The following is a 26503-nucleotide window of genomic DNA, read 5'->3' as shown; positions in this document are numbered from 1 at the left end:
TTATTAAAGAGATTCCCTCTATAAAAGGATCACTGCATCCCTTTCCATCAGATTTAAAATGTATTATAATTTTGTCATTCTGAAACGTGCTGGAGGATGTGGTCGATCTCGGCCAGGATCAGATCGATCCCGAGCCGGGCCGCCGACGGCGAGCCGGGAAGGCAGAAGATGGGCAGACCCTCCACCACCCCCGCCGCGGCTCTGGTGAGGATCGCCCTCGTTCCCACCTCTTCGAGGCTCTTCAGCCTGAAGACCTCTCCGAAGCCGGGGATCGTCTTATCGAATAGTGGCTCTGCCGCCTCGATGGTCAGGTCCTTGGGGGCGAGGCCGGTGCCGCCGCAGAGTATGACGGCGTCGGCGGTCGATTCCAGGATCGAGTCCCTCACCGGTTCCACGCCGTCGGGGATAAGCCGATATGTGAAACTGCGGCCAGCTTCTCTGAGCCTGTCGAGGATCGCCCGCCCCGAGAGGTCCTCGGCATCCTCTGGATCCTCCGCAGCCCCGAACTTCTCGAACCGGGAGGTGCTGACGACGACAACCTCGATGATCATGGTTAGCTATTTGGCTCCAAAAGAATAAAGCTCTTCTCCATCTCGCCAAGGGTTTTATCTCAGGAGGCCGATGGGCAGGCGATGCGAGCTTCTGGCAGGTCGGACCCGGAAAAGACGATGGAGCCTGGGACGGCCCCGCCGAGGTATTGGGGCGTTGGGGAGGGTGTGGTATGATGGCTGAAGAGATAGGTAGAGGTGCTGAGGCGGTGATAACGAGGGACGGCGACCGGGTGACGAAGTGGCGGCGTCCCAAGGGGTACAGGGTGGCGGCCCTCGATGAGAGGATCCGGCGCGATAGGACGGTGATGGAGTCCAGGCTGATCTCCGAGGCCCGGAGGTGTGGGGTTCCGACGCCGATAATCTTCGATGTGGACAACTTCAGCCTCACCATGGAGCATATCGATGGCGTAAAGCTGAAGGATGTGATCGACCTCGAATTATCCGAGAGGGCGGGGGGGCTGGCAGGAAGGCTCCATTCTTGCGGTATCGTTCACGGCGACCTCACCACCTCCAATATGATCCTTCGGGGGGAGAAGATATACTTCATAGACTTCGGCCTCGCCTTCTACGACAACGGTCTCGAGGCCCAGGGGGTGGACGTCCACGTCTTTTTTCAGACCGTAAGGAGCACCCATGACCGACCCGAGGAGCTCGTCTCTGCCTTCTGTCGGGGGTACGCCAGGGCATATCCCAGGGCCGGGGAGGTTTTAAAGCGGGTGGAGGAGATTGAGGCGAGGGGCAGGTATCTGTGACCAAATCATTAACTTTATGTAGTAAACGATCCCTACCAACAACCTCAGTGCTGTTAGTTCCAAAGTGGTGATGGTACATGGCAGAAGATGATGTGGTATTCGTCGGCAACAAACCAGTGATGAACTACGTACTGGCGGTGGTCACCCAGTTCAACAGCGGCGCCGGAGAGGTCCGGATCATGGCCAGGGGACGAGCGATATCAAGGGCCGTGGACGTCGCAGAGGTCTCACGAAGCCGCTTTTTGGGAGACGTCCACGTCAAGGACATCCAGATATCCACCGAGACCCTGAATACCGATCGGGGCGAGACCAACGTCTCGGCCATCGAGATCACCCTCTCGAAGTGAACTTGATCTCCTTTCCTGAGGGCGGTTGGCATTGACCACCAGGATAGGGGTCATCTCCTCCGGTCGCGGGGAGAACACGCGGTACATCATCGAGGCCTGCCGCTCGGGCTACATCCCTGCAGAGGTGGCGGTGGTCCTGGCGGACCAGGAGGACGCGGGAGCCCTCAGGATAGCCCGAAGCTATGGGATAAATGCCTCTTTCATCGACCCCTCGGGCCTCTCCCGGTTGGAGTATGACGCTCTTCTCGCAGAACAACTCGACGGGGAGGGGGTCGATCTCGTCGTCCTCACCGGCTACATGAGGATCCTCTCCCCCGAGTTCGTCCGCCGTTACAAGAACAGGACGATCAACATCCATCCAGCCCTTCTACCGGCATTCCGGGGGATGGACGCCTTCCAGCAGGCCCTCGATTACGGCGTCAAGGTGACGGGGACGACGGTCCACCTGGTGGACGAGGAGGTCGACCACGGCCCCATAATCCTCCAGGTCCCCGTGGAGGTGAGAGACGACGACACCCACGAGAGGCTGAAGGCGAGGGTCCAGGAGGCGGAGTACAGGGCCTACCCCGAGGCGCTGAAGCTCTTCATCGAGGGCAGGCCGAAGGTGGTGGGAAGAAGGGTAGTCTTCGAGGGAGCGGATGGTGGGGGCAGATGAGATGACGGGGGAGATAGATATGGTGGAACGAAAGGTGGTGAAGAGATCATGAGGAGCTTATGGGCACCCTGGAGGATGGAGTACATATTGAGCGACAAGACTGGAGGCTGCATCTTCTGCGAGAAGATCGATGAGGACCGGGACCGCGAGAACCTGATCCTCTTTCGGGGAAGAGACCACTTCATCATCATGAATGCCTACCCCTACAACAACGGTCATCTGATGGTCGTCCCCCGCCGCCACACCTCGACCCTCGCCGGGTGGAGCGCGGAGGAGAGGGCCGAGTTCTTCGAGCTCGCGGATCTCGCCGTCGCTGTTCTAAAAAGGGCGATGAACCCCGACGGCTTCAACATCGGGATCAACATGGGCGAGTGCGCCGGCGCGGGGATCGCCGACCACATCCACCTCCACGTCGTCCCGCGCTGGTCTGGGGACTGCAACTTCATGCCCGTATTCGCGGATACGAGGGTGATCCCCGAGCACATCCAGGCGACCTATGAGAAGCTGCTGACGGAGCTAAAGGGAGTTTTGGGCTGAGAGGCTGAGGGTTTTGAAGCTGTCCCATCAGGCCGATCAGTCTGCTGGTTATTGGTACCTTTCTACCCTTTTCGCCTCGACGACCCGGAAATAGCGCGCCCCTCTTCTCCAGTTCTTCTGCCACCTCCTCCATGAAGACCTCCATCCCGGAGACTTGGCGGTGGTCTGGGGGCGGATCTTTCCTCCCGTATGTCCCGAAGTTGTCGAATTTATGCCGCAGCAGGTATGTCGATCTGGTTTTTGGTGACCGCCCACCGGTCGAGGCTGCCTGCCTCGGGGCAGATGAGCTGGATGGTGGGGCCACCAGGGGCGAAGGGGACGGGGGGAAGGCCGATAAGTCTCGTTGTGGGGTTTAAGAGGCAGTGAGATACGACCTGGACCGTCCTCATCTTCTCCGCCTCACGCCTTCTCGTCGAGGATGGCCTTTATGTGCCTGAAGAACCGGACGCCGTCGATCTCGTGGTAGAACCGGACCGCTTCGGCGGCGCCCCCAATCCTGATCTTCAGGGTGTTGTCCTGAAACTCGTCGACGTACTCTATCCCCGTTATCTCCGATAGGGAAAACCGGTCGACCCTGTCCCGCAGAAGGCCGGGGCGGAGGAAGACGACATCCCGATCCGTCACCAAGATCCAGCTTCCTATCCTCTCCTCGTCGAAGGCCCCGACCCTGGCGAGGGCGACCTCCTTCTCGCTCTGGTGCCCCCTCGGGACGGCGGGATAGACCATGAGAGGGACCATTCCCGCCTGCTTCAGCTTCTCCAGCGCCTTTCTTGCCTTCTTGGGGAGGTCGCCGTGGTCGAGTTCCATTTCCGTCATCTTCGTCTGATCCGTCCCGGTCCTCAGGTGACTATCTTCTCGAGGGCGTCGTCTTCCAGGGCTATCCTGACCTCCCTCATCAGCCTTCTTCCGGTGCTCATCCTCGTCCTCCAGAGGGCGTTACCGTAGGGGTGGCCGACGGCCATGTGGACGTTGGTGCCGCCGCCGATCCGGGGGGCGACGTCGTATATGGAGAAGTTGAGGTCTTTATCGACGCAGGTCTGGAGGCAGAAGGGGCCTATGATCCCCGGGCTGTAGTGGACCTTCGTCGCCTCGACGTACTTCTCCGCCAGGTCGAAGGCCTTCTCCAGCAGCGACTCCCGGAGGGTGGCGGAGTTGTGGCCGCAGACGGTGTACTCGGGGCTGATCTGGGCTTCGTTGAGGGCGAGCTGCTGGGGGGCGGGGAGCCGGACATGACCGTCTAGGGAGGTCTCAAACCTCCAGTCGATGCCCAAAAGCTCAATCTCGTCGAGGATCGGCGAATAGAATAGGTCGAGGTTGAAGACGGGGCCGATGACGTACCTCTCGATCCGAGCGAGGTCGAGGCCGTCCTGGTCGATCACCCCCTGCTTCAGGAGTTGCTCTGACTTCTCCTGGTACTCGTCGTAGCTGGCGGCGGTGAAGAACCCCCTCTCCAGGGTCTTGACGGCATGGGGCAGCTTCACCATCACCAGCTCGTCGATCTCCTCGGGCTCCACAGTCTCGGGGAAGGGGAGGCCCGCCTTCTCCAGGATCCAGTAGTAGTCCTGCTCTTCTCCCCTCTCCTCAGACCGCAGGAGGTTTCTGCTCCCCAGGATAGGGACCTCGAACTCGTCCTCCACCGAGTCGATGCCGCAGTATGATGTGAAGGACCGGTTGGGAACGAAGAGGACGGATTTGGATATGAGGGCGTCCTGCTGCTCTCCCCTTATAAGGTCGGTGAACCTGTTCAATATCCGGACTTCGTCGACGACTCCAGATGCGACCTGGCCGTTGACCCTCTTCGTCCTGAAGTACTTGGCGTAGGTCTTCTCCCTCCCCTTCTGGCATACCGCCAGGGTTCTAAACCCCTCCTCGATCGCCCCGTCGCAGGTGTCCAGGGCAGAATGGGAGGCTACGACGCCTATCATCGGGTCGTCGAGGTCGTACCCCTCCAGAACCTCAAAAATTTTGCTCTGATCGATCAAATCAAATCCCCTCAAAATGACCTTTGCATCTCGTCGACCTAGAGAGGTACTCACTTATCAAGCTGACTGTCATCTTCCTCCGTCCTCCACTGAGGCTGCAAATAGCTCGCCCTTCCCGTCGTCCACCAGATCTCCCAAAAACTTATCGAAGCGGATGCCGTCGATCTCCACCGTCTCCAGCCGCTGGAATGACGGGAGGACCCTCGCTCTTCCCCGGACGGTGATGGTGCCGCTGGCCATCTCCGCTCCCGGGAGGTGGGCGTTCCCACCGATGACGATCGCTCCGCCCCGGTTTCCGATCCCCGGAAAGTCGCCTGCGTCTCCCCCGACGGTGATGGTCCCGCCGCAGAGGTGTTCGCCAAGATAGTCGCCGGCCGACCCCTCGACCAGGATCTCGCCGCCGCGCATCCCACAGCTCTCGCCGCGATAGCCGGCTCCGACGTACTCGCCGGCGTCGCCAGAGACGGTGATCTTTCCGCCCTGCATCTCCCGGCCGAGCCAGTCACCGGCGTTCCCATCGATCAGGATCTCGCCGCCGGACATCCCGTTTCCGGCGTGCATTCCGACGTCGCCCTTGATGACGATCGTACCTGAGGTCATCTTCTCGCCGATCCGCTTCACCCTGGAGAAGTCGCCGGAAAGGACGATCTCATTATCCCCCGGCGGCGCGGGTTCATCGTCACCCGATATCATAAAGAGGTCCGATAGGGTGACCTTTCTATTCCCCTCCCAGACCTCCAGCCTTCTTATCTCTTCGATGGATAGAGGGGCGAAGATGTCGGGGCTTATCCTCTCCGCCTCCACCGGGACCCAGAATTCCCGAAGCGGCTTTATGATAACCTTCTTCATCTAGATCACCCCCGCCCTGATCACTCGTGGACGGGTGACGTAGGCGTCCTGGACCATGTAGTTTGACATCTGGATGCTGTAGTACTTGGCGAACTTCTCGACCAGGTCGGCCTTAACCCTCGCCTCTGCATCCTCCGGGACCGAGGCGTCGACCCAGTAGGTCCTCCCCTGGGGCACCGCCACAACCTCGCCGTCTCTGACGACTACCTCGCCGCCCTTGATGGTGTACTTGGCCCCGGCGAGGGCGGCCTTCACCTCTTCGTGCTCCTTCGATGGGTCCACCTTTTCCGGGTTGACATCGTAGATGGAGACGTCCCCGTCCGCCCCGACCCCCAGGTGCCCCTTCTCCGCTAGCCCCAGGATCCGGGCGGGTCCCGCCCTCGTCACGATGGCGACCTCGTTCCAGTCCATCTCCCTCTCGATGGACGGGAGGGAAGACCTCTTGGATGCCAGGTCGTGGAGGGTTGCCAGCTCCTTCTCCCTCTTCGACCGGCTCATGAGGAGGGCGACGACCTCGGGGTAGTTGACGAAGGGGCCGCCGTTGGGGTGGTCTGTGGTCATGATCATCTGCCAGGGGTCCTCCGTCAGGAGGGCGAGCTCCAGGCCGATCGCCCACTGGATCGCGTTGATGGGATTCTTCCTCCCGTAGACGAGGGGGACGACGCCGCTCGACTCCTCCAGCTCTATGTCGTGGTTCGACCACTTTGCCTTGAGGAGGCGGGCGTTTCCGTACTCCAGGGGGGCGTCAGCGGTCATGGTGGTTGCGGACCCGAAGATCAGCTGGCCCATGTCCATGGTGAACTGATCGTGTTTATTGAAGTAATCGGAGATCTCGGGGGCCTTCGACTCGAAGTCCCTCCAGCCGGTCCCGCCGTAGGCGGAGAACTGCATGTGGGTGACGTGGAGGACCTGCCGGTCCCTGGATGAGGCGATATCCTCGACGGCCCGGAGGGTCGCGAGGGTCGTCTCGTAGTTTCCGGGCTTGCCCAGGTTGTTGGTGTGGAGGTGGACGGAGTGGGGGAGGCGGAGGGCCTCGTTAGCCCTCATCAGGTACCTTATGATCTCCCTGGCGGTGACCCCAAAGTTCGGGACGGGGTCGTCGATCCCCTTGACGTTACCGCCGAATCCCCACGCCTCGCCGCCCCCGGGGTTCACCACCTTGACGCCGTAACCCCTGCTCGCCCGAAGGCCCCAGGCGACGAAGGCCGCAAGCTTTTCGAGGTCGCCGTCCCTGACGCACTCCAGCACCTCCCAGTTGTTCCCGAAGAGGGTGAGCGCCCCCTTGTCTACTATGGGGATCTCCTCCAGCTCCTCGTGGGTGTGCCTCGCCTCCAGGATCGGCGTCGCCGCCTCGAAGGCGCAGGTGTAGCCGAGGCGGGCGTAGCGGTACCCGATTGCGTAGCAGTTGGGGACTGTGTATCCGGTGGAAGGCCGCAGAAGCTTCGTCCTCGCCTCCGTCCCCCGCCTCCCGTCCTCGGGGCGCATGATCCTGCCGGTGTTCACCTTCGCCCCGGCGATGTGGGCGTGGGCGTCGACGCCGCCGGGCAAGACGAGCATCCCCCGGGCATCGATTTTTTCGCCATCTCGGGACTCTTCGACAACTCTGCCGTCCTCGATGGAGACGTCCATCTCCTCTCCGAGGACCCCGTTTATGGGATCGTAGACGATCCCGCCCTCAATTATCATCGGCGAGCCTCCTCACTCGATCAAGAATATTCTCCACGACCTCCTCGTCTGTGGGGAGGCCGGAGTCGATGACCTTCTTCATCCTCAAGGATAGGCCGTCCATCCGGTATGCTGTCCCCTCCGCCTCGATGCCGCAGACTGCCGTCGGTATCACCACGTCGGCGAGGAACGTCGTGGGGTTGGGGAAGGGGTCGACCTGGATGACCGGGATCTCTGCCATCGCCTCGACTGTCTCCCTGGGGAAGTTCGACGCCGGGTCTGCGGCGACGACCATCATGGCGTCCGCCTCCCTCCTCCCCAGGAGGTCGCAGGCGGCCGTCTCGCCGGGGTTGAAGTAGGGGGCGCCCCGGGAGAGGTCCACGGCCATGGGATAGCCCGTCTCCCAGGCGCAGACCTGACCGAACCCCGCCACGTTGTAGTGCCCCCTCATGGCCATCACCACGAACTTGGTGAAGCCGTTCAGATCTGCCACCAGGGATAGGGCGTTGTCGACGTTCTTGTACCTCCCCCTGCTGTGGGTCATCCCGAGGCCGAAGAGGATCGACCCGAACTTGGCGGCCTTCATCATCCCGGCCGCCTCTTCCAGGTCGGCTTTGTTGACCCCCGCCACCGTCTCCGGGATCAGGTCGCCCTTGCCTTTGACGATCATCCGGAGGGCGGAGATCACCTCGTAGTCGGTCCCTGGCCTTATGAGGATGAACTTGTCGGCGTTCTTGGCGGTCCTCGTCTTTCGGACGTCGACGACGATGACCTTCCTCCCCCGCCTCCCCTCGGGGGTGAACATCCCCGTGGAATTTGACGAATATCGCATGGTGTGGCGGGGATGGGCCTCGGCGGGGTTCGCCCCCCAGAATATTATCAGGTCGGCTCTGTTCTTCACCTGCCCCAGGGTCGAGCCGGAGAGCCCCTTCTCCTCGATCCCTATGATGGAGGGTCCGTGGCAGACTGTGGCGGTGGAGTCGATGACGCCGCCCACCTCCTCAGCCAGGAGGATCCCCTTCTTCGCCGTCTCGCAGACCGTCGAGCACCAGCCGTAGAGGAGCGGCCTCTTCGCCCCCTTCAGGATCCGGGCGGCCCGGTCGTAGGCCTCATCGTAGGTCGTCTCAAAGAGCTCTCCATCCCTCCTCACCATGGGGGCTCTGATCCTCTCGTGGCCCCGGATCTTGCTCGATCCGAGCCTGCAGGCTCTCTTGACGCCGACTACCTTCCCCTCCTCCACCTCGACCTTTATGTCGTCGCAGAGGCAGCCGCAGAAGGGGCAGAGGACGTCTTCGATGATCAAGACCGACCCCCCCCCTGCTTCTTCATGTCGGCGAAGAGCTCCCGGATCTCCATCACGGGCATCTTCGTTCCTTCGACCTCGACTTTTTCCCCCTTGAACTGGGGGGTCCCGCAGCCGCCGGTCTTTCGCCCCACCACGGCGTTGGCCCAGGGGCCCATCGGTATGAAGATTACCCCGGGAGGAAGCCCCTCATCCTTCTTTGCCGATACGACGATCTCGCCGAACTCGTTCCTCACCAGGACGTTCCCCTCCCCGGATATGCCGAGGGCGTCGTAGTCTTCTTCGGATAGGGCGCAGAAAGATACGGCCTTGAAGAACTCGGGCGACGTCTTCGCCTCCAAGCTTGCACCCTGGCCGAGGGTGCGTCCAGAGATCATGATCGCCTTCAACTCAAATCACCATCGAATTCGAACTCCCTAGTAGCTGCCCCCCCAAGGGCTAAATATTGTGCGGTCCCTCCCGGGGACGGTCACTTTAATATAGACCATCGGCATTGCTAACTAGCCCAAAGCCGTTGGGGGGATATTTTCTGGCAGGCAGAGCTTGGAAGTTTGAAGATGACGTCGACACCGATGCGGTCATACCCGGACGCTATCTGGTGATCAACGACCCCGAGGACCTCGCAAAACACGTCTTTGAGGGCGTACGACCGGAGTTTGCGAGGGAGGTCGTCGCTGGCGACTTCGTTGTGGCGAAAAGGAACTTCGGCTGCGGCTCCTCCCGGGAGCACGCGCCTCTGGGTCTCAAAGGGGCGGGGGTGAAGGCCGTCGTCGCCGAATCCTTCGCCCGGATATTCTTCCGGAACGCCATAAACATCGGCCTGCCCTTGTTCGTCTCCGCCGAAGCGGATAGGATCCGCGATGGAGACGAGATCGAGATCGACGCCGACGAGGGGATCATATATAACCGGTCCACTGGCGAGACTTATCGGACTACGCCGCTCCCGCCATTCCTCCAGGAGATCGTGGCGATGGGGGGGCTTGTAGAGTATACTAAGAGGATGGTGAGGTCTGCTTGAAGTACAAAGTGCCCGTTATCCCTGGGGATGGTATAGGACCTGAGATAGTGGCCGAGGGTATGAAGGTGGCGGAGGCCGCGGGGGAGATGCACGGTTTTGATATCGAATGGACCGCGTACTCCCTGGGAGCAGACCACTACTTAGAGACGGGAGAGCTGGTGGGTGAGGATACGTTGAAAGAGCTCTCGCGGTACAGGGCGATCTACCTCGGCTCCATAGGCGATCCGAGGGTGAAGCCGGGGGTCCTGGAGAAGGGCGTCCTCCTGGCGATGCGGTTCTACTTCGACCAGTACGTCAACCTCCGGCCCGTCAAGCTCCTGGAGGGGGTCTGGACCCCTATCAAAGATAAGGGGCCCAAGGATATTGACTTCACCGTCGTTCGCGAGAATACCGAGGACTTCTACATCGGGATCGGGAGCCGTGCGAAGGCGGGGAATAGCCGCTCAGAGTTCGATGTTATTAGGGATCTCTACACCGTCAAGTTCGGCCTCGACGTCGAGTCCAACAGCGAAGAGATCGCCTACCAGATAGGGATGATCTCGAAGGAGGGGACGACGAGGGTCATAAAGTACGCCTTCGACCTGGCCATGGAGCGGAGAAAGCACCTCTCCAGCGTCGACAAGGCGAACGTCCTCTCCGACATCTACGGCTTCTGGAGAGAGGAGTTCGAGAGGCTTTCTTCCGACTATCCTGAGGTGGAGACGGACTATAACTTCGTCGACGCCATCACCATGTGGTTTGTCAAGAACCCCGAGTGGTTCGACGTCGTAGTCGCCCCCAACATGTTCGGCGACATAATCACCGACCTGGGCGCCATGATTCAGGGGGGGCTCGGCCTCGCTCCGGGGGCGAACATCAACCCAGAGGGGACGAGCATGTTCGAGCCGATCCATGGCAGCGCCCCCAAATATAAGGGCATGAACAAGGTAAACCCCATCGCCACCATCTGGGCAGGGGCGATGCTTCTGGAGCATCTGGGCGAGCGCGCCGCAGCCGAGGACGTGGTGAGGGCGATCGAGACGAACATCAAGAGGGGGAAGGTCAGGACCTACGATATGGGCGGGAGCAATACGACCTCAGAGGTCGGCGACGACATCGCGGCCATAATCCTCGGGGAGATATGATAGGAAGCCGAAAAGGTTTTATGTCGGATGACCATCTCCTAGACAGTGGTATGGGCTGATCTGCTCATGGGGGCTCGTAGCTCAGTTAGGCAGAGCGTCTGGCTTTTAAGTTTTTTGAACGAAGATACCAGGTGGTCGAGGGTTCAAATCCCTTCGAGCCCGCTTAACGCTCATTTCTGGGAGTGACTGTATGAAAAAATTTGTACTGCAGGATCATGACCTGGTTCCAGCCCACACCCTCCTATCTCCCGAAGAGTTGGAGGAGATGCTGAAGAGTTACGGCGTGGATTCTGCTCAGCTTCCGAAGATCCATGTCGCAGACCCGGTGGTTAAGGAGATCGGTGGTAAGGTCGGGGACGTGGTAAAGATAATCAGGAAGAGTTCCACATCAGGAGAGTCGGTCTTTTACAGACTGGTAATCGATTGAAGAGGTGTTTTACGGTTTGCTTGACAGAAATCTTCTATACAAGGCCTATTTTACGAAAGATAAGCTGGTCCACCATCACATAAACTCTTTCAATGATTTCATAGATCATGGACTGCAGAAGGTGATCGACGAGGTGGGGATCATCGAGACGAACATCGAGGATACCTACGTCAGGCTCGGCGCCATCAGAGCTGAGAAGCCGACGGTCACCGAGGCAGATGGCTCTGTGGAGCGGCTCTATCCCAACGACGCTAGGCTCCGAAACCTCACCTACGCATCCCCCCTCCGCTTGCAGATGACGATAGTCCAGGGGGAGACTGAGAAGGAGCCGGTGGAGGCGATGATCGGGATGCTCCCTATCATGGTGATGTCTCAGGTCTGCAACCTCTCAGGCCTATCGCGGGAGGAGATGATCGAGTATGGGGAGGACCCCCTGGACCCGGGCGGATACTTCGTGGTGAACGGGTCTGAGAGGGTGATCATGACCCTGGAGGACCTCTCCCCCAACAAGATCCTGGTGGAGTACAACCAGAGGTACGACGACGACATCGAGGTGGCCAAGGTCTTCTCTCAAAGGCAGGGGTACCGGTCGCTGGTGATCGTTGAGCGGGGGAGGAGGTCTATACTGGAGGTATCCTTCCCCTCCGTCAGCGGGAGGCTCAACTTCGTAACCCTGGCCCGATCCCTCGGCCTCGAGACAGATATGGATATCGTCCAGGCCGTCTCCGACAACCCGGAGATAATAAAGTTCATGCTGGAGAACCTTGAGGAGGCGGAGGTGGCGACCAAGGAGGAGGCTCTCGAGAAGATAGGCGGCAGGGTCGCCGCTGGCCAGGCGAAGGAGTACCAGAAGAAGAGGGCAGCCTACGTCCTGGATCGGTACCTTCTCCCCCATATCGGGGTCGAAGAGGGGGACCGCTACGCCAAAGGGCTCTTCCTCGCCAGGATGGCGGAGGCGTGCTTCGAGCTTGCCCTGGCAAAGAGGGGGGAGGACGACAAGGACCACTACGCCAATAAGAGGCTCAAGCTATCCGGAGACCTTATGGAGGACCTATTCCGGGTCGCCTTCAGCAGGCTGACGAGGGACATCAAGTACCAGCTCGAGCGGGCGAGCATGAGAAATCGGGAGCTGAACGTCATCACCACCGTCCGGGCCGACGTCCTCACCGAGAGGATGATCCATCCTCTGGCCACCGGAAACTGGGTTGGAGGTAGGACCGGCGTCTCTCAGCTCCTGGACCGGACCGATTATATGGCCACCCTCAGCCATCTCCGAAGGGTGATATCACCCCTATCCCGGTCCCAGCCCCACTTCGAGGCGAGGGATCTTCATCCCACCCAGTGGGGGAGGATCTGTCCCAGCGAGACTCCGGAAGGCCCCAACTGCGGTCTCGTCAAGAACTTCGCCCAGGGGGTCGAGCTATCTACAGGGGTCGAGGATTATGAGGACGTGAAGAAGATGCTTCTGGATCTGGAGGTAGTCCCGGTGGTGGGTCGACATGAGTAGCGCGAGAGTATTTGTAAACGGTGAGTTCATGGGGACTCATTCCGACCCCACGAAGCTGGCCGGAGATATGAGGCGGCTTCGAAGGTCCGGCCAGATAAGCAACCAGATCAACGTCTCCTACTTCGCTAGGACCAACGAGATCCTGATAAGCACCGACTCCGGCAGAGCCCGTCGCCCCCTCATCGTGGTGGAGGGCGGCGCCCCCCTGGTGACAGAAGAGCATATAGAGAAGCTCCGGCAGGGCGAGATCGCCTTCTCTGATCTCGTATCCCAGGGGCTCGTCGAGTACCTCGACGCTGCGGAGGAGGAGAACGCCCTGGTGGCGATCTGGGAGGAGGACACCACCCCCGATCATACCCACCTGGAGGTGGACCCCTCTCTGATCCTGGGTATATGCACAGGCCTCGTCCCCTACCCTGAGCACAATGCCAGCCCCAGGAACACCATGGGGGCCGGGATGGTCAAGCAGTGCCTTGGGACCCCCATGGCCAACACCAAGCTCCGACCGGACACCAGGGGCCATTACCTCCACTACCCCCAGAGGGCTCTATGCAGGAGCCGGACCGCCGACGCCATAGGCTTCGACGAGAGGCCCGCAGGTCAGAACTTCGTCGTGGCGGTCCTCGTATACGAGGGGTACAACATCGAGGACGCCCTCATCCTCAACAGGGGCTCCATCGAGAGGGGGCTGGGCCGGAGCCACTTCTTCAGGGTCTCGGAGGCGGAGGAGCGGAAGTACCCCGGCGGCCAGGAGGATAAGTTCGAGATACCGGATATGGAAGTCCGGGGTGCGAGGGGGACGGAGGCGTACTCCCAGCTCGACGACGACGGCCTCGTCAACCCCAACGCCGTGGTGGCCCCCAACGACGTCCTCATCGGCAAGACCTCCCCGCCCCGGTTCCTCGAAGAGCCGACAGAGTTCGGTATCACCCCTCAGCAGAGGCGGGAGACCTCCGTCACCATGAGGTCCAACGAGAAGGGGGTGGTGGACACGGTGATCCTCACCGAGTCCTCCAACGGAAACCGGCTCTCCAAGGTGAAGACGAGGGACCAGAGGGTTCCAGAGCTGGGGGACAAGTTCGCCTCGCGCCACGGCCAGAAAGGCGTCGTGGGGCTCATCGTCCCTCCTGAGGATATGCCCTTCACCGAGTCAGGCCAGGTTCCGGACCTCATCGTCAACCCCCACGCCATCCCCTCGAGGATGACCGTAGGCCACGTCCTGGAGATGATCGGGGGTAAGATGGGATCTCTAGAAGGGAGGCTCGTGGACGCCACCGCCTTTCTGGGCGAAGAAGAGGCGGACATGAGGTCCGCCCTCACCAAGTTCGGCTTCTCCCACACTGGCCGAGAGGTGATGTACAACGGCATCAACGGCCAGCAGATCATGGCCGACGTCTTCGTCGGGGTGATCCTATACCAGAAGCTCTACCACATGGTGACGGGTAAGATGCACGCGAGGTCCAGAGGCCCAGTCCAGGTCCTCACCAGGCAGCCGACGGAGGGGCGCGCGAGAGAAGGGGGGCTGCGGTTCGGGGAGATGGAGCGGGACGTTTTGATAGCCCACGGCGCAGCCCTCGCTCTGAAGGAGCGGCTCGTCGACGAGTCCGACAAGGTGACGGAGCTCGTCTGCAGCCGATGCGGCATGATCGCCATCCACGACAAGAGGAGGAACGTCGACTACTGCTCCGTCTGCGGCTCGGACACTGAGATATACCCCGTGGAGATGAGCTACGCCTTCAAGCTCTTGCTCGACGAGATAAAGTCTCTCGGCGTCGCCCCCAGGCTCGTTTTGGAGGACGCAGTTTAGGTGTAAATATGACCGTCCCGAAGAGAATTGGTAAGATCAGTTTTGGGCTCATCTCTCCCCAGGAGTTCCGGAGGATGAGCGTTGTGAAGATCATAACCGCAGACACTTACGACGACGACGGGTTCCCCATCGAGATGGGGCTGATGGACCCGAGGCTCGGGGTGATCGATCCTGGCCTCCGATGCAGGTCCTGTGGCGGAAGGCCCGGGGAGTGCCCCGGCCACTTCGGCCACATCGACCTGATAGCCCCCGTCATCCATGTCGGATTTGCTAAATTGATAAGGAAGATCCTCCGGGGGATCTGCAGGGACTGCTCGAGGCTGATGCTCCTGGAGGCAGAGAAGAGGATGTATCTAGAGCAGATCGAAACCCTCGTCCGCCTCGGCCAGACGACAGACGACATAGTCAACAAGGTCTTCGCCGAGGCCCGGAAGCACAAGGTCTGCCCCTACTGCAGCTCGCCCCAGCAGGAGATCAAGTTCGAGCGACCCCTAGCCTACATCGAGGACGGCCACAAGCTCACCGCCTCGGACATCAGGGACCGGTTCGAGAAGATCCCCGACGATGACATCAAGGTGATGGGGATGAACCCCGACACCGCCCGCCCAGAGTGGATGCTCTTCACCGTCCTGCCGGTGCCGCCGGTGACGATGAGGCCGTCGATCACCCTGGAGAGCGGCCAGAGGAGCGAGGACGACCTCACCCACAAGCTGGTGGACATCATAAGGATCAACCAGAGGTTCCAGGAGAACCGGGAGGCGGGCGCCCCGCAGCTCATCATCGAGGACCTCTGGGAGCTCCTCCAGTACCACATCACCACCTTCCTCGACAACACCGTATCGGGGGTGCCCCCCGCCCGCCATCGGAGCGGGAGGCCTTTAAAGACCCTATCTCAGAGGTTGAAGGGCAAGGAGGGGCGGTTTCGGGGGAGCCTGTCGGGGAAGAGGGTGAACTTCAGCGCCAGGACGGTGATATCCCCGGACCCCAACCTCAGCATAAACGAGGTGGGGGTTCCCCTGGAGATCGCCATGGAGCTATCGGTCCCCCTGGTGGCGAACGGGAGGAACCTGGAGGTGATGCGGGACTTCGTCCGGAGGGGCTCGGAGAAGCATCCGGGGGTCAACTACGTCACTCGGGCCGACGGGCGCCGGGTCAAGATCACCGACAGGAACGCCGAAGAGGTGGCAGAGCAGCTCGAGCCGGGCTGGAAGGTCGACCGTCAGCTGATGGACGGGGACATAGTCCTCTTCAACAGGCAGCCGTCTCTTCATAGGATGTCGATCATGTCCCATCGGGTTATCGTGATGCCCTACAAGACCTTCAGGCTGAACCCGGCGGTCTGCCCCCCCTACAACGCCGACTTCGACGGGGACGAGATGAACCTCCACGTCCCCCAGACCGAGGAGGCCAGGGCGGAGGCCGAGATCCTGATGAGGGTCCAGGAGAACATATTGTCGCCGAGGTTCGGCGGGCCCATCATCGGCGGGATCCACGATTACGTCACCGGAAACTTCCTTCTGACCCACGGCGAGAGGAGGGTCAACAGGCTGGAGATGATGGAGGTAGTCAAGAAGCTCCACCATCTGGAGATCCCCGAGCCGAAGGGGTGGGATGAGGCGGGTGAGCCCTACTGGACCGGAAAGCAGATCTTCAGCCTCATCCTCCCGAAGGGGCTGAACCTCGACTTCAAGGCCTCCTTTTGCAAGAACTGCGACTCCTGCAAGAGGGAGGAGTGCGATGACGACGCCTACGTCGTCATCCGCGACGGCGAGATCGTGGCAGGGACCATCGACGCCGCCGGGGTGGGGGCGTTCAAGGGGAAGATCACCGACAGGGTGATCAAGGAGTACGGTCCCACCGTCGGCGCCGGCTTCGTCGACGGCATGACCCAGATGGCGATCCGGGGCATAATGCTCGCAGGGTTCAGCTTCGGCATAGACGACGAGGACATTCCAAAAGAGGCAGAAGACCAGATCTCCGACGTCCTGAACGCCGCCAGGGAGAACGTGACGAAGTTGATCGAGGCCTACAAGGCCGGTGAGCTGGAGCCCCTTCCCGGGAGGACCCTCGACGAGACCCTCGAGATGAGGATCATGCAGACCCTGGGCAAGGCCAGGGACAGCACCGGCTCCATCGCGGGCCGGTACCTTGGGCTCGACAACAGCGGCGTTGTGATGGCGGTGAGCGGTGCCCGAGGCTCGATGCTCAACCTCACCCAGATGGCCGCCTGCGTAGGCCAGCAGTCGGTTCGAGGCGAGCGGATCCGGCGAGGCTACGAAGGCAGGACCCTACCCCACTTTCGGAGGGGGGACCTGGGGGCTGAAGCTCACGGTTTCGTCCAGTCGAGCTACAAGGAGGGGCTCAACCCGACGGAGTTCTTCTTCCACGCCATAGGCGGAAGGGAGGGGCTCGTCGATACGGCGATAAGGACCTCCCAGAGCGGCTACCTCCAGAGGAGGCTTATCAACGCCCTCCAGGACCTGGAGGTACAGTACGATGGGACCGTCAAGGAGACGAGGGGGATCATTGTACAGTTCAACTACGGCGAGGACGGCGTCGATGCCTCGAAGAGAGATTACGCAAGCCCCGAGAACGTCCACCGGATAGTCCAGAGGGTGCTGAGAAAGGAGGGTGCATGAGCCTGTCTGAGAAGGAGATCCAGAAGAGGGTCGTCGATCTACCCCTCCCCCCGAGCATAAAAAAGGCCCTAGGGGACGAGCTTAAAGATTTGAAGGTATCTGAGGAGGAGTTCAGCGAAATCGCCGAGACGGTGGTCGCCGACTACCAGCGGTCCAAGGTCGAGCCCTGTGAGGCTGTGGGGGTCGTGGCCGCCCAGTCCATCGGCGAGCCCGGCACCCAGATGACCATGAGGACCTTCCACTATGCTGGGGTCGCCGAGATCAACGTAACCCTGGGCCTTCCCAGGCTCATCGAGATCGTCGATGCGAGGAAGATCCCCAGCACCCCCACCATGACGATCCGTCTGGAGAAGGATTACGCCCTCGATCGGGACATCGCGAGGGAAGTTGCCTGGTCGATCGAGTCGACGAACATCCTCCACCTGGGGTCTATGGCTACAGACCTCGCGGAGATGAACGTGGTCATCGACCTCAACGAGGACGCCCTCCTCCAGAGGAAGATCACCGCCTCGGATGTGGCGGAGCGGCTGGCCGAGGGGACGAAGATCTTGGCGGATCAGCACGGAAACCAGATCATAATGACGCCGCCGGAGCCCTCCTACCGAGACCTCCTCCAGCTCGTCGAGAAGATCAAGACGATCTCTCTGAAGGGCATCGAGGGGATAAAGAGGGTGGTGATCAGGAAGGAGGGGGACGAGTACGTCCTCTATACCGAGGGCTCGGCCCTCAAAGAGGTCATCCAGTTCGAGGGGGTCGATCCCACCAGGACGAAAACAAACAATATAACCGAGATCGGCGAAGTCCTGGGAATAGAGGCGGCCCGAAACGCCATAATAAACGAGGCCACCGACACCTTGAGAGAACAGGGCCTCTCCGTTGACGTGAGGCACATCATGCTGGTGGCAGATATCATGACCTGCGACGGCGAGGTGAAGCAGATCGGCCGTCATGGGGTCTCGGGAGAGAAGGCGAGCGTCCTCGCGAGAGCCGCCTTCGAGGTGACCGTCAACCACATCCTCGACGCCGCCGTTCGCGGAGACGTGGACGATCTTCGGGGCGTAACGGAGAACGTCATTGTGGGCCAGCCGATACAGCTGGGAACGGGCGATGTCAAATTAGTCGCAAAACGATGAGGTAAAAGGATGATAAACATTGATAGAGCGCTCAGAAGTTCGATTCGAACCGGTAAAGTTGTTCTTGGCTCAAATCTGACCGTGGAAGCTGGGACCAGCGGAAAGGCCAAGCTGGTCATCAACGCCATCGACTGTCCAGAGGAGGTGGAGAAGATGCTGAAGGAGGCGGACGTTCCAGTATACAATTATTCGGGCAGGGGAAAGGACCTGGGCTCTGCCTGCGGAAAACCCTTCCCGGTGGCGGCCCTGGCGGTGATAGACCCCGGCGACTCTGAGATCATGGCGCTTCTTAGGGAGATCAGGGGTAACGAGGATGAGTGAGTTCAAGCTTACCACCGAAGGGATCAGGTACATCGCCCTCTTCGAGAGCTTGACCGGAGGCGTCGCCAGAGACTGCATCATCGACGATGATAACGATCGGATAATATTCGTCATCAAGAAGGGAGATATGGGGGCTGCCATAGGGAGGAAGGGCAGCAACATCAACAGGGTGAAGAAGTCGATAGGAAAGCAGATCGAGATCGTGGAGCACAGCGACGACGTCAAGGAGTTCCTGGAGAACGTCTTCCAGCCCGCCTCGATAAAGAACGTGACGATCGTCTCCAAAAACAATAAGCGATTGGCTTATGTAGAAGTAGCAAATAGGGACAAGGGCATCGCCATAGGCCGGGATGGCCGTAACATATTAAAGGCCAAGATGCTCTCTTCGAGGCATCACGGCGTGGACGACATCATAATCCAGTAAAATTTGACCGGCGCCCGATTTCGAGGTCGGCGGGTCGACCGTCGGCGATGGATATAGCATTCAACTAGGTGAAATAATGGGAAAGGGAATGTACGCGGCCAGGAAACTGGAGAGCGACCGCAAGAGCTTCCGGTGGAGAGATATGAACTACAGCCGGAGGGCACTGAACCTGAACGTCAAGGCGGATCCCCTGGGTGGCGCGCCGCAGGCTCGAGGAATAGTCCTGGAGAAGGTCGGCGTCGAGGCTAAACAGCCGAACTCGGCCATCAGAAAATGCGTCCGGATTCAGCTCATCAAGAACGGAAGACAGGTTACAGCCTTCTGTCCGGGGGACGGTGCCATAGGGTTCATCGACGAGCACGACGAGGTCGTGGTGGAGAGGATCGGCGGCAGGATGGGCGGAGCCAAGGGCGATATACCCGGCGTCCGGTTCCAGGTGATCGCCGTAAACAACGTATCTCTCAACGAGATGGTCTCCGGGCGGAAGGAGAAGCCCGTAAGGTGATACTTTGAACGTGAAGATCTTCGGCAAATGGGATCCTGAAGAGATCGAGGTGGCGGATCTCAGCATAAAGCGCTATTTTAACCTCCGTCCACTGGTAGTGATGCATTCGGGCGGCAGGCACGCAAGGCAGCAGTTCAAGAAGTCAGAGCAGCATGTCGTCGAGCGGCTCATCAACAAGATGATGCAGGGCGAGGTCAACACCGGCAAAAAAATGAAATCGTACAAGATAGTGGAAGAGGCCTTCGATATAATCCACCAGAGGACGAAGGAGAACCCCCTCACCGTCTTGGCGAGAGCGATATCCAACGCCGGTCCCCGGGAGGAGGTCGTCCGTCTCAAGTACGGCGGCATAACCGTCCCCAAGGCAGTCGACACCGCTCCCCAGAGGAGGGTCGACAAGGCTCTTATGTTCATCACCACCGGAGCCCAGAAGTCGGCGTTCAAGTCCAAGCGTTCTGCAGGAAGCTGCCTCGCCGACGAGATCATCGCCGCCTCGAAGGGCGACGTTCGGTCCTTCGCGATGAACAGGAAGGACAGCGTCGAGAGGGTCGCCAAGGCTGCACGTTGAACTTCCAGGTTCACGTCGGCTGCAGGCACCCCTCAAAATATTTTTTTCAATATTTATACTTTGAACCGCTTCACGAAGGACTTGTCGATCCAGCTCTTGAAGGTGTAGATGATCCTCTTGGGGATGGGGACGCAGAGGTCACCGTATATCCCGACGGCGCAGCCGCATCCCGTCGAGATGAGGGCGACGGGGCTGTCGGTGGAGGCCCTTATCGAGTAAGGCTTGAGGGGTTCGCCCTTCGCGACCCGAGCCAGGTTCCTCGCGGTGTGCTTCGCCTGGATCTCCGCCTCCATCCCGGTCTTGGTGGCCAATTTTCCGCCGATCTCGATCCATCCGCAGTCTCCGATGACGAAGACGTCCTCCCTCTCCCAGGCTCTGAGATACTGATCGCATAGGAGCCAGCCCTTCTTTTTGGGCAGGTCCAGCCTCTCGATGAGGGGCGCAGCCCTGACGCCAGCGGTCCAGATCGTCATATCGCATTCAAGGGAGCTATTGTCAGCGAAGGTGACGCCTCCGTCCCGGATCGACGAGACCTGCTTTCTGGTCAGGACCTCCACACCCTTCCCCACCAGGATCTTCTCCATCAGGATGGAGGCGTTCTTCGAGAGGGTGGGCAAAAGCCGGTCCATCATCTCGATGATGTACACGGCGGAGGTGGTCTTCTCCGCAAGAAAGCAGGCGGTCTCTATCCCGGTGGGCCCGGACCCAATTATCGCGATCTTTTTGGGGCGTTTCTTCTCGACGAACCGCCTAGCTTTGACAGTCTCCTCCAGGGTGTTGATGGAGAAGGCCTTCTCTGCGCCCTCGACCCCGAAGTAGTTCTGGACCGCCCCCGGGGCCAGGACGAGAAGGTCGTAATCGAGGTCGCCTCTTTCGCAAGATATCCTCTTATCTGCGAAGTCGACGGCGAGGGCCCGGTCCTTCACATGGACGGCGTCCATCTTCCTGCAGAAGGGGTCCAGGGGGGCGGTCATGTCCTCAATTTCTATTCCTCCGCCGAGGTAGTCGGGGTAGAGGGCCTGGCACTCGATCCTATCCTTCGGCTCGACGAGGACGAGGTCCAGCCCCTCCTTTGTGGCGGCATTTCGCACCAGCTCCGCCCCGCCTATGCCGCCGCCCACCACCACCACACGCCAGGAGTCGCTTCGCCTCAATTTCATCTGCTGCATCTCCGTCTCTGACCCGAATCCATCGATAGATCAATCGGCCATCAGCCACTTTGATCAGGAGATCTCCATCTCCACCGTTCTCCTCCCCGTCCTTTTGCCCCGCCTACAGAAGTGGACCGGACCCTCAGATCGGACGGATCCGTACCATAAAAACCCTCCTTCATCGTCGGGTTTGGCGCATCAGATTGCCGCCGTTCGCCTATCGGAGGGACTGCCGCCTCCATCCGATGGCGGCTGCGAGCCCCAGGGCCATCAGGGCGAAGAGCGCCCCCGGCGCGGGGATCGATCTCCTCTTCTCCTGGAGATCGTCCGATGGCTGCGGGAGGGGGAAGTTGATCGATCCGTTCATAGCATCCACCCCCCCAACCCCCGACCCCTCGACCTCCGGCGACCCCCCCGACGCCCGCACCAGATCCGACCCCGAGATCTCGAAGTAGTGCCCTGAGGTCCGGAGGGCGCCCATGCCGTTCTCGACCCGAAGCCTGATCTCGTACATCCCCGGTGGAGCGCCGACCCTGATCAGGTGGGGCTCGATCCCCGAGGGCGAGAACGAGAGTTTGTGCCCGTTCTCGCCGAGGATCGCCGTCCCGTCGACGATCTGGAAGAACCTGATCTCGCTTTCGCCCGGCTCGATCTTTACATACTCCCTTCTGAGGTGATCATCGGAGGCCATTTCAGCGTAGCTCGCAGCTTCCCCAAGCTTTTCGTACTCGGTGGGGGATATGTAGTAGATTTCGCCTGCGGTATCCCGGATCAATCCGATCCTTCCGGATACGTCGAAGCTGACGAAGACCTGTACCGGCTGGGTGCTGTCGTTGACCTGCAAAATCCCTCCCTGAACCTCCGATTCCGGAAGGATCGTCCCGTCGTCGCTCAAGGCAGGAACGGTGGAGTTCCACTGCCAGGAGTAGATCCACTGATCAACGGCCCCGACGCCTGAGGCCGTCAGATCCCCCAGGATCAGCCTGCGGCCATGGGCGTCGACGGTCTCGGCGGTGACGCTTTTTATCTCCCCTGCCACGACGAATATCGAGAAGTTCGCAACGCCCCCAGAGGGGACCGGCTCTTCGGGCATGGACAGATCCGATATCTGAGGAGGGGGCAGAACGTACTCGTTTGTAAATAAGTGGTATCTGAACGTCTCGTTATCGGCGACGGCTATGTTGATCCCCGGGAGGATGGTCGTCTTTGAGTCGCGTCTCAGCAGGATCCAGTCGGGATTGGCCATGATGATGAAGGAGGGGTTTATGACCATCACCTTCAGCTCCCCGAACTCGTTCCCCGGTTCGATGGGGAGGATCATTCTGTCCGAGATCTGAAATATCCCGTCTATTATGGCAAAGTGATCCTCATGGCTGTTGAAGACGCCCTCGATGTGGAGGGCGATCAGGGGCATATCGTCCACATCACCTACATCTCTCTCGTAGACGTAGGTGGAGTTGGACCGGACTATCCCCCTGTCCAGAACCTTTCCATCTTTGGCGAGCATTATGAAGATGGAGTCGTTCGAAACGTCTATGATGTGAACTTCGTACCCATCCATCAGCTTCAGAACGTTGCCGCCGACGACCCTGTTCCGGGCATCAGAGTCGAGGAGGATCTGGCCGATCTGTTCCATCCCCACCATGCTCTTTTTTCCAATCTCTGGGCTCGTCTCTTCCCCGTAGCCCGCAAACCAGGGCTGGCCGAAGAGGGTCGTCACCTCATAGCTTCCCCATCCCTCAAATTCGAAATCTACAGGCTCCACAAAGGATGTGTACTTGAATCCGTATCCCAGCCTGGTTTCGTTCATGGTGAACTCGCGACCCGGACTTATGATCCCGTCTTCAGACATGTAAAGGATCAGAGATTCGGTGCCGATATCCTCCTGGTCATCGAAGTAGAACCCCGCAAAATTTTCGTGGTTCCATCGAGCCTCGGCGAAGCCTATCGACCCATCGGAGTAAAAGAGCCGGACCAGGGAGTCTTCGGTATAGACCGGCCCCCTGATCTCATGGACCCCGTAATCGGTGATCGCTCCAATGGGGTAATAGATAAGCTCGGGGGTGTCCCTAACCCTCAGGGCGAGACCTCCCGCGAGGGGGACGGTGCTCCCCCGGGAGAGTATGAGGTCCCGGGCGTTCAGTAGCTCGATCCTATCATCGGAGAAGGTAGTCACCTCCATCTCGCCTATGAGGCCTCCCGCCTCGATCTTGATGGTGGGGACGTCCTGGATCTGGAAGATCCCATCGATGTCGACTATGGCCATCTCGCCTCCTTGCATCGCCGATCTGACGTGGGCGAGGATTATGGGGAGGCGGCGATCTCCCACCTTGTAGACGTAAGTATCCCCCACTGCCACAACCGACCGATCTACTTCGACTCCGTTCTTCTTCAAGATCAGGTAGACCGTATCTCCGTCGTAGGAGGCTGCTGCCACTTCGATCCAGTACCCTCCGCCCAGGAATAGGGGGGTCTGGGAGGTGGCGGTCTGGATCCCCTCATAGTCGATGAGGACCTCCCGGAGCTCCCCCTCCTCCAGGGCGGAGACGGCGTCGGTGAAGTCGCCATTGAAGTATCCCGCAAGGTACCTCTTCCCCAGGAAGGCGACCGCCTGGTGGCGCCCCCATCCATCGAAGTCGAACTCCTCGGTCCAGACCTCGCTCGAATAAACGAGGTGGCCTTCTTCCACCCTGCGCCCTTCGACCTCGACGACAAGCTCTTCGCCGCCGACCCCAGCGTCCAGGTCGTAGTAGAACCCGCCGAAGCTCTCGGCGTTCCAGTTCCCGTCGCCGCCGCTGAAATGTCCCCGGACCTCGGCCATGGGCACCTGGCCTGTGGCCCCCATGGCCCCGGCCAGAAGATAGATCGATATCCCAAGGCAGAGGAGGGCCAAAGCCCCGAGAGTTCCCCCCTCGCTTTCATCTGCTTCAAAGGCTAATTCTATACCCCCAAACTCATCCTCTTCTCCCGGATCCTCGCCGGTTCAGCGACACCAACTCTGGATAACCTGTATATCCGATGGCGAAGCTTTGGACGTTCTGGAGATAGAACATGTCCCAGGTTAAGCATGTTGCGATATACGGCAAGGGGGGGATCGGAAAGTCCTGTACCGCCTCTAACGTCGCGGCGGCCTGCGCCGAGAAGGGCTGCCGTGTTCTGATGGTGGGGTGCGATCCCAAGAGCGACTCGACTATCACACTCGTCGGAAGGAGGATCCCGACGATGATGGACCTGATCCGGGCGGGGGGTGAGATATCCGAGGAGGACGTAGTCTTCGAGGGGTACGGTGGAGTCAAGTGCATCGAGGTGGGGGGGCCTGAGCCCGGCGTCGGCTGCGCCGGAAGGGGTATCATCGTCGCCATCGAGTTTCTCAGGAAGGTATCGAAGGTCTTAGATGAGATCGATCTTACCCTCTACGACGTCCCTGGGGACATAGTCTGCGGCGGCTTCTCTGCTCCCATACGAAAGGGGCTCGTCACCGAGGCCTACATCATAACATCGGGAGAGTACATGCCGATCTACGCCGCCAACAACATATGCCGGGGGTTGAAGCGGCTGAAGACCCCCCTCGCCGGGGTCATATGCAACTCTCGAGAGGCGGCAGCCGAGAGGAAGATCGTCGAGAGGTTCGCTTCTGAGGTCGGCAGCGAGTTGGTCGCCTACATCCCGAAAGATCCGATAGTCCAGAGGTGTGAGAGGAGGGGGGTCACAGTGATCGAAGGGGCGCCCGACTCCGAGATCGCCGACGTCTACCGGAAGCTGGCAGATCACGTCAAAGGGGGCTCAAAGCCCAGGCACCCTGAGCCCATCGACGACGACCGCCTCCGGGAGCTATCCCTCATATGACCTCCTATATCCCCAGAGTCCTCATCGCTGGGGATCGAAGCTCCAGCGGCAAGACGACGATCGTGGCGGGGCTCCTCTCAGCCCTCAGAAATCGGGGCCGTTCGGTCCAGTCCTACAAGGTCGCCCTCGACTACATCGACCCGAGCTACCATACCGGGATTACCGGCCGGTGGTGCCGGAACCTCGACGGCCACCTGATGCCGGAGGAGACCGTCCGGGAGGTCTACGCCCACGCCGCCGAGGGGGCGGACCTCGCCGTCGTCGAGGGGGTCCGGGGGCTATACGAGGGGTACGACGGCGACCGGGGGTCCACAGCCCAGATCGCCAAGATCCTCCGGGCACCGGTGATCCTGGTTGTGGACGCAAGATCGATAACGAGGAGCGCTGCGGCCCTCGTCAAGGGCTATGCCGACTTCGATCCCGCCGTCGATATCAGGGGGGTCATCCTCAACAAGGTCGGAGGCCAGCGCCACGCCGAGAAGGCTATATCTGCGATCCGGGATCACGCCGGGGTCGAGGTCGTGGGGGTGATCCCCCGGGACGAGTCGATGCACCTCGCCATGCGCCACCTGGGGCTCGTCCCGATGCTGGAGGGGGAGAGGAGGCACGCCGGCTTTGCCGAGAGGCTCGACAAGATCCGGAAGGTGGTGGAGGAGGGGCTCGATATCGACCGGATCCTGGAGATCGCCGCCGAGGCAAAGCCCCTGGAGGCGCCTGAGCCCGACCTCTATCTGCCCAATCGCACCGGCGAAGGGGTCAGGATCGGCGTCGCCCTCGACGAGGCCTTCAACTTCTACTACCGGGACAACATCGAGCTCTTCGAGCTGTCCGGGGCAGAGGTCGTCCCCTTCAGCCCCATCCACGATCCCGCCCTCCCGGAGGTCGACGGCCTCTACATCGGCGGCGGTTATCCTGAGCTATATGGAAAGGAGCTCTCGGAGAACCGGTCGATGATGGAGTCGATCCGGCGGGCCCATGATGGCGGGACGCCCATCTTCGCCGAGTGCGGAGGGCTCATGTACCTCACAGAGGAGATCGAGTACGGAGGCGAGGCTTTTCCCGCCGCGGGGCTCATCCCGGCGAAGACGAGGATGGGGGGGCGCAGGATCGTCAGCTACACCGAGGGGGAGTTTCTCCGGGACTGCTCCCTGGGCCCTTGGGGCGCCACCTTCCTCGGCCATGAGTTCCACCACTCGGAGGTGGTCATCGACGAGGGGGCGAAGGTCGAGTACGCCATCCGCCTCCGGCGGGGGACGGGGATAAAGAACGGCATGGACGGAATCGTCGACGGGAACCTCGTCGCCTCCTACAACCACTTCCATGGAGCCTCCTATCGGCTCTTTCCGAGCCATTTCATAAGGTCTGCACGAGAGGGAAGGGATAAATAAAATC

27 protein-coding genes and 1 tRNA gene are annotated in these 26503 nt (G+C 60.4%); 18 read left to right on the top strand and 10 right to left on the bottom strand.

Features of this window, described 5'->3' with window-relative positions; all coding sequences use genetic code 11:
* Positions 1 to 74 precede the first annotated feature (74 nt).
* Positions 75 to 551: a MogA/MoaB family molybdenum cofactor biosynthesis protein gene (locus P0O24_RS06345; RefSeq protein ID WP_316968903.1), complete on the bottom strand. Its 477-nt coding sequence runs from the start codon at positions 549 to 551 to the stop codon at positions 75 to 77.
* A gap of 173 nt (positions 552 to 724) precedes the next feature.
* On the opposite strand from P0O24_RS06345, the gene P0O24_RS06340 reads away from it, so the two are divergent.
* From P0O24_RS06340 to P0O24_RS06325, 4 genes are all read left to right on the top strand, one after another.
* A complete protein-coding gene (locus P0O24_RS06340; RefSeq protein ID WP_394356721.1) occupies positions 725 to 1303 on the top strand; it encodes a Kae1-associated kinase Bud32 in 579 nt (192 codons plus the stop codon).
* Between the two features lie 77 nt (positions 1304 to 1380).
* Positions 1381 to 1650 carry a DNA-binding protein Alba gene (albA, locus tag P0O24_RS06335; protein WP_316968901.1) on the top strand — a complete coding sequence of 90 codons (270 nt, stop codon included), beginning with the start codon at positions 1381 to 1383 and terminating at the stop codon, positions 1648 to 1650.
* 31 nt (positions 1651 to 1681) lie between these two features.
* Positions 1682 to 2305, top strand: a complete 624-nt coding sequence (gene purN, locus P0O24_RS06330; RefSeq protein ID WP_394356719.1) for a phosphoribosylglycinamide formyltransferase — start codon at positions 1682 to 1684, stop codon at positions 2303 to 2305.
* Between the two features lie 48 nt (positions 2306 to 2353).
* Positions 2354 to 2842: an HIT family protein gene (locus tag P0O24_RS06325; protein WP_316968899.1), complete on the top strand. Its 489-nt coding sequence runs from the start codon at positions 2354 to 2356 to the stop codon at positions 2840 to 2842.
* Between the two features lie 209 nt (positions 2843 to 3051).
* On the opposite strand, the gene P0O24_RS06320 is transcribed toward P0O24_RS06325, so the two are convergent.
* The 7 genes from P0O24_RS06320 to P0O24_RS06290 form a co-directional block, all read right to left on the bottom strand.
* Positions 3052 to 3231, bottom strand: coding sequence for a hypothetical protein (locus P0O24_RS06320; RefSeq protein WP_316968898.1), 180 nt, complete (start codon positions 3229 to 3231; stop codon positions 3052 to 3054).
* A gap of 10 nt (positions 3232 to 3241) precedes the next feature.
* Entirely contained in the window at positions 3242 to 3658 is a 417-nt protein-coding gene (locus P0O24_RS06315; protein WP_316968897.1) for a hypothetical protein, read from the bottom strand.
* A gap of 23 nt (positions 3659 to 3681) precedes the next feature.
* Positions 3682 to 4824, bottom strand: coding sequence for a formate--phosphoribosylaminoimidazolecarboxamide ligase family protein (locus P0O24_RS06310; RefSeq protein WP_316968896.1), 1143 nt, complete (start codon positions 4822 to 4824; stop codon positions 3682 to 3684).
* Positions 4825 to 4893: 69 nt separating this feature from the next.
* The gene (locus tag P0O24_RS06305) at positions 4894 to 5673 is read right to left on the bottom strand and encodes a formylmethanofuran dehydrogenase subunit C (protein ID WP_316968895.1); all 780 of its coding nucleotides are present in this window, start codon (positions 5671 to 5673) and stop codon (positions 4894 to 4896) included.
* A complete protein-coding gene (locus P0O24_RS06300; protein WP_316968894.1) occupies positions 5674 to 7359 on the bottom strand; it encodes a formylmethanofuran dehydrogenase subunit A in 1686 nt (561 codons plus the stop codon).
* On the bottom strand, positions 7349 to 8641 hold the full coding sequence (locus P0O24_RS06295) for a formylmethanofuran dehydrogenase subunit B (RefSeq protein WP_316968893.1): 1293 nt from the start codon (positions 8639 to 8641) through the stop codon (positions 7349 to 7351). Before P0O24_RS06295 ends, P0O24_RS06300 begins: the two co-directional genes overlap by 11 nt.
* Positions 8638 to 9030, bottom strand: a complete 393-nt coding sequence (locus P0O24_RS06290; protein ID WP_316968892.1) for a molybdopterin dinucleotide binding domain-containing protein — start codon at positions 9028 to 9030, stop codon at positions 8638 to 8640. Before P0O24_RS06290 ends, P0O24_RS06295 begins: the two co-directional genes overlap by 4 nt.
* Before the next feature lie 140 nt (positions 9031 to 9170).
* On the opposite strand from P0O24_RS06290, the gene P0O24_RS06285 reads away from it, so the two are divergent.
* The 12 genes from P0O24_RS06285 to P0O24_RS06230 all read left to right on the top strand — a co-directional run bounded on the left by P0O24_RS06285 (position 9171) and on the right by P0O24_RS06230 (position 20114).
* Positions 9171 to 9659, top strand: coding sequence for a 3-isopropylmalate dehydratase small subunit (locus P0O24_RS06285; protein WP_394356718.1), 489 nt, complete (start codon positions 9171 to 9173; stop codon positions 9657 to 9659).
* Positions 9656 to 10783: an isocitrate/isopropylmalate dehydrogenase family protein gene (locus tag P0O24_RS06280; RefSeq protein WP_316968890.1), complete on the top strand. Its 1128-nt coding sequence runs from the start codon at positions 9656 to 9658 to the stop codon at positions 10781 to 10783. Before P0O24_RS06285 ends, P0O24_RS06280 begins: the two co-directional genes overlap by 4 nt.
* 70 nt (positions 10784 to 10853) lie before the next feature.
* Positions 10854 to 10945, top strand: a tRNA-Lys gene (locus P0O24_RS06275).
* Between the two features lie 28 nt (positions 10946 to 10973).
* On the top strand, positions 10974 to 11210 hold the full coding sequence (locus tag P0O24_RS06270; RefSeq protein WP_316968889.1) for a DNA-directed RNA polymerase subunit H: 237 nt from the start codon (positions 10974 to 10976) through the stop codon (positions 11208 to 11210).
* Positions 11211 to 11226: 16 nt separating this feature from the next.
* On the top strand, positions 11227 to 12717 hold the full coding sequence (locus tag P0O24_RS06265; protein WP_316968888.1) for a DNA-directed RNA polymerase subunit B'': 1491 nt from the start codon (positions 11227 to 11229) through the stop codon (positions 12715 to 12717).
* On the top strand, positions 12710 to 14524 hold the full coding sequence (gene rpoB / locus P0O24_RS06260) for a DNA-directed RNA polymerase subunit B (protein WP_316968887.1): 1815 nt from the start codon (positions 12710 to 12712) through the stop codon (positions 14522 to 14524). Before P0O24_RS06265 ends, rpoB begins: the two co-directional genes overlap by 8 nt.
* Before the next feature lie 8 nt (positions 14525 to 14532).
* A complete protein-coding gene (locus P0O24_RS06255; protein ID WP_316968886.1) occupies positions 14533 to 17163 on the top strand; it encodes a DNA-directed RNA polymerase subunit A' in 2631 nt (876 codons plus the stop codon).
* Positions 17160 to 18296 (top strand): DNA-directed RNA polymerase subunit A'', encoded by a 1137-nt coding sequence (gene rpoA2 / locus P0O24_RS06250; protein ID WP_316968885.1) that lies wholly within the window; start codon positions 17160 to 17162, stop codon positions 18294 to 18296. Before P0O24_RS06255 ends, rpoA2 begins: the two co-directional genes overlap by 4 nt.
* A 9-nt stretch (positions 18297 to 18305) precedes the next feature.
* A complete protein-coding gene (locus P0O24_RS06245; RefSeq protein ID WP_316968884.1) occupies positions 18306 to 18617 on the top strand; it encodes a 50S ribosomal protein L30e in 312 nt (103 codons plus the stop codon).
* Entirely contained in the window at positions 18610 to 19041 is a 432-nt protein-coding gene (locus tag P0O24_RS06240) for a NusA-like transcription termination signal-binding factor (protein ID WP_316968883.1), read from the top strand. Before P0O24_RS06245 ends, P0O24_RS06240 begins: the two co-directional genes overlap by 8 nt.
* A gap of 76 nt (positions 19042 to 19117) precedes the next feature.
* Positions 19118 to 19546: a 30S ribosomal protein S12 gene (locus P0O24_RS06235; RefSeq protein ID WP_316968882.1), complete on the top strand. Its 429-nt coding sequence runs from the start codon at positions 19118 to 19120 to the stop codon at positions 19544 to 19546.
* A 10-nt stretch (positions 19547 to 19556) separates the two neighbouring features.
* Positions 19557 to 20114 carry a 30S ribosomal protein S7 gene (locus P0O24_RS06230; protein ID WP_316968915.1) on the top strand — a complete coding sequence of 186 codons (558 nt, stop codon included), beginning with the start codon at positions 19557 to 19559 and terminating at the stop codon, positions 20112 to 20114.
* A gap of 53 nt (positions 20115 to 20167) precedes the next feature.
* Here the strand turns inward: P0O24_RS06230 and P0O24_RS06225 are convergent, their stop codons facing one another.
* Positions 20168 to 21274, bottom strand: a complete 1107-nt coding sequence (locus tag P0O24_RS06225) for an NAD(P)/FAD-dependent oxidoreductase (protein ID WP_316968881.1) — start codon at positions 21272 to 21274, stop codon at positions 20168 to 20170.
* Between the two features lie 208 nt (positions 21275 to 21482).
* Positions 21483 to 24158, bottom strand: coding sequence for an S-layer protein domain-containing protein (locus P0O24_RS06220; RefSeq protein ID WP_316968880.1), 2676 nt, complete (start codon positions 24156 to 24158; stop codon positions 21483 to 21485).
* Positions 24159 to 24316: 158 nt separating this feature from the next.
* Between P0O24_RS06220 and cfbC the strand changes: the two genes are divergently transcribed.
* Positions 24317 to 25111, top strand: coding sequence for a Ni-sirohydrochlorin a,c-diamide reductive cyclase ATP-dependent reductase subunit (cfbC, locus tag P0O24_RS06215; protein WP_316968879.1), 795 nt, complete (start codon positions 24317 to 24319; stop codon positions 25109 to 25111).
* Entirely contained in the window at positions 25108 to 26499 is a 1392-nt protein-coding gene (cfbB, locus tag P0O24_RS06210; RefSeq protein WP_316968878.1) for a Ni-sirohydrochlorin a,c-diamide synthase, read from the top strand. The genes cfbC and cfbB overlap by 4 nt, the downstream gene beginning before the upstream one ends.
* The last annotated feature ends 4 nt before the right edge of the window (positions 26500 to 26503 follow it).

The sequence above is a fragment of the Candidatus Methanocrinis alkalitolerans genome, from assembly GCF_029167205.1.
Taxonomy (GTDB): domain Archaea; phylum Halobacteriota; class Methanosarcinia; order Methanotrichales; family Methanotrichaceae; genus Methanocrinis; species Methanocrinis alkalitolerans.
Note: the sequence above shows the minus strand (reverse complement) of the source record. Positions and strands in the feature narration are given on the sequence as shown.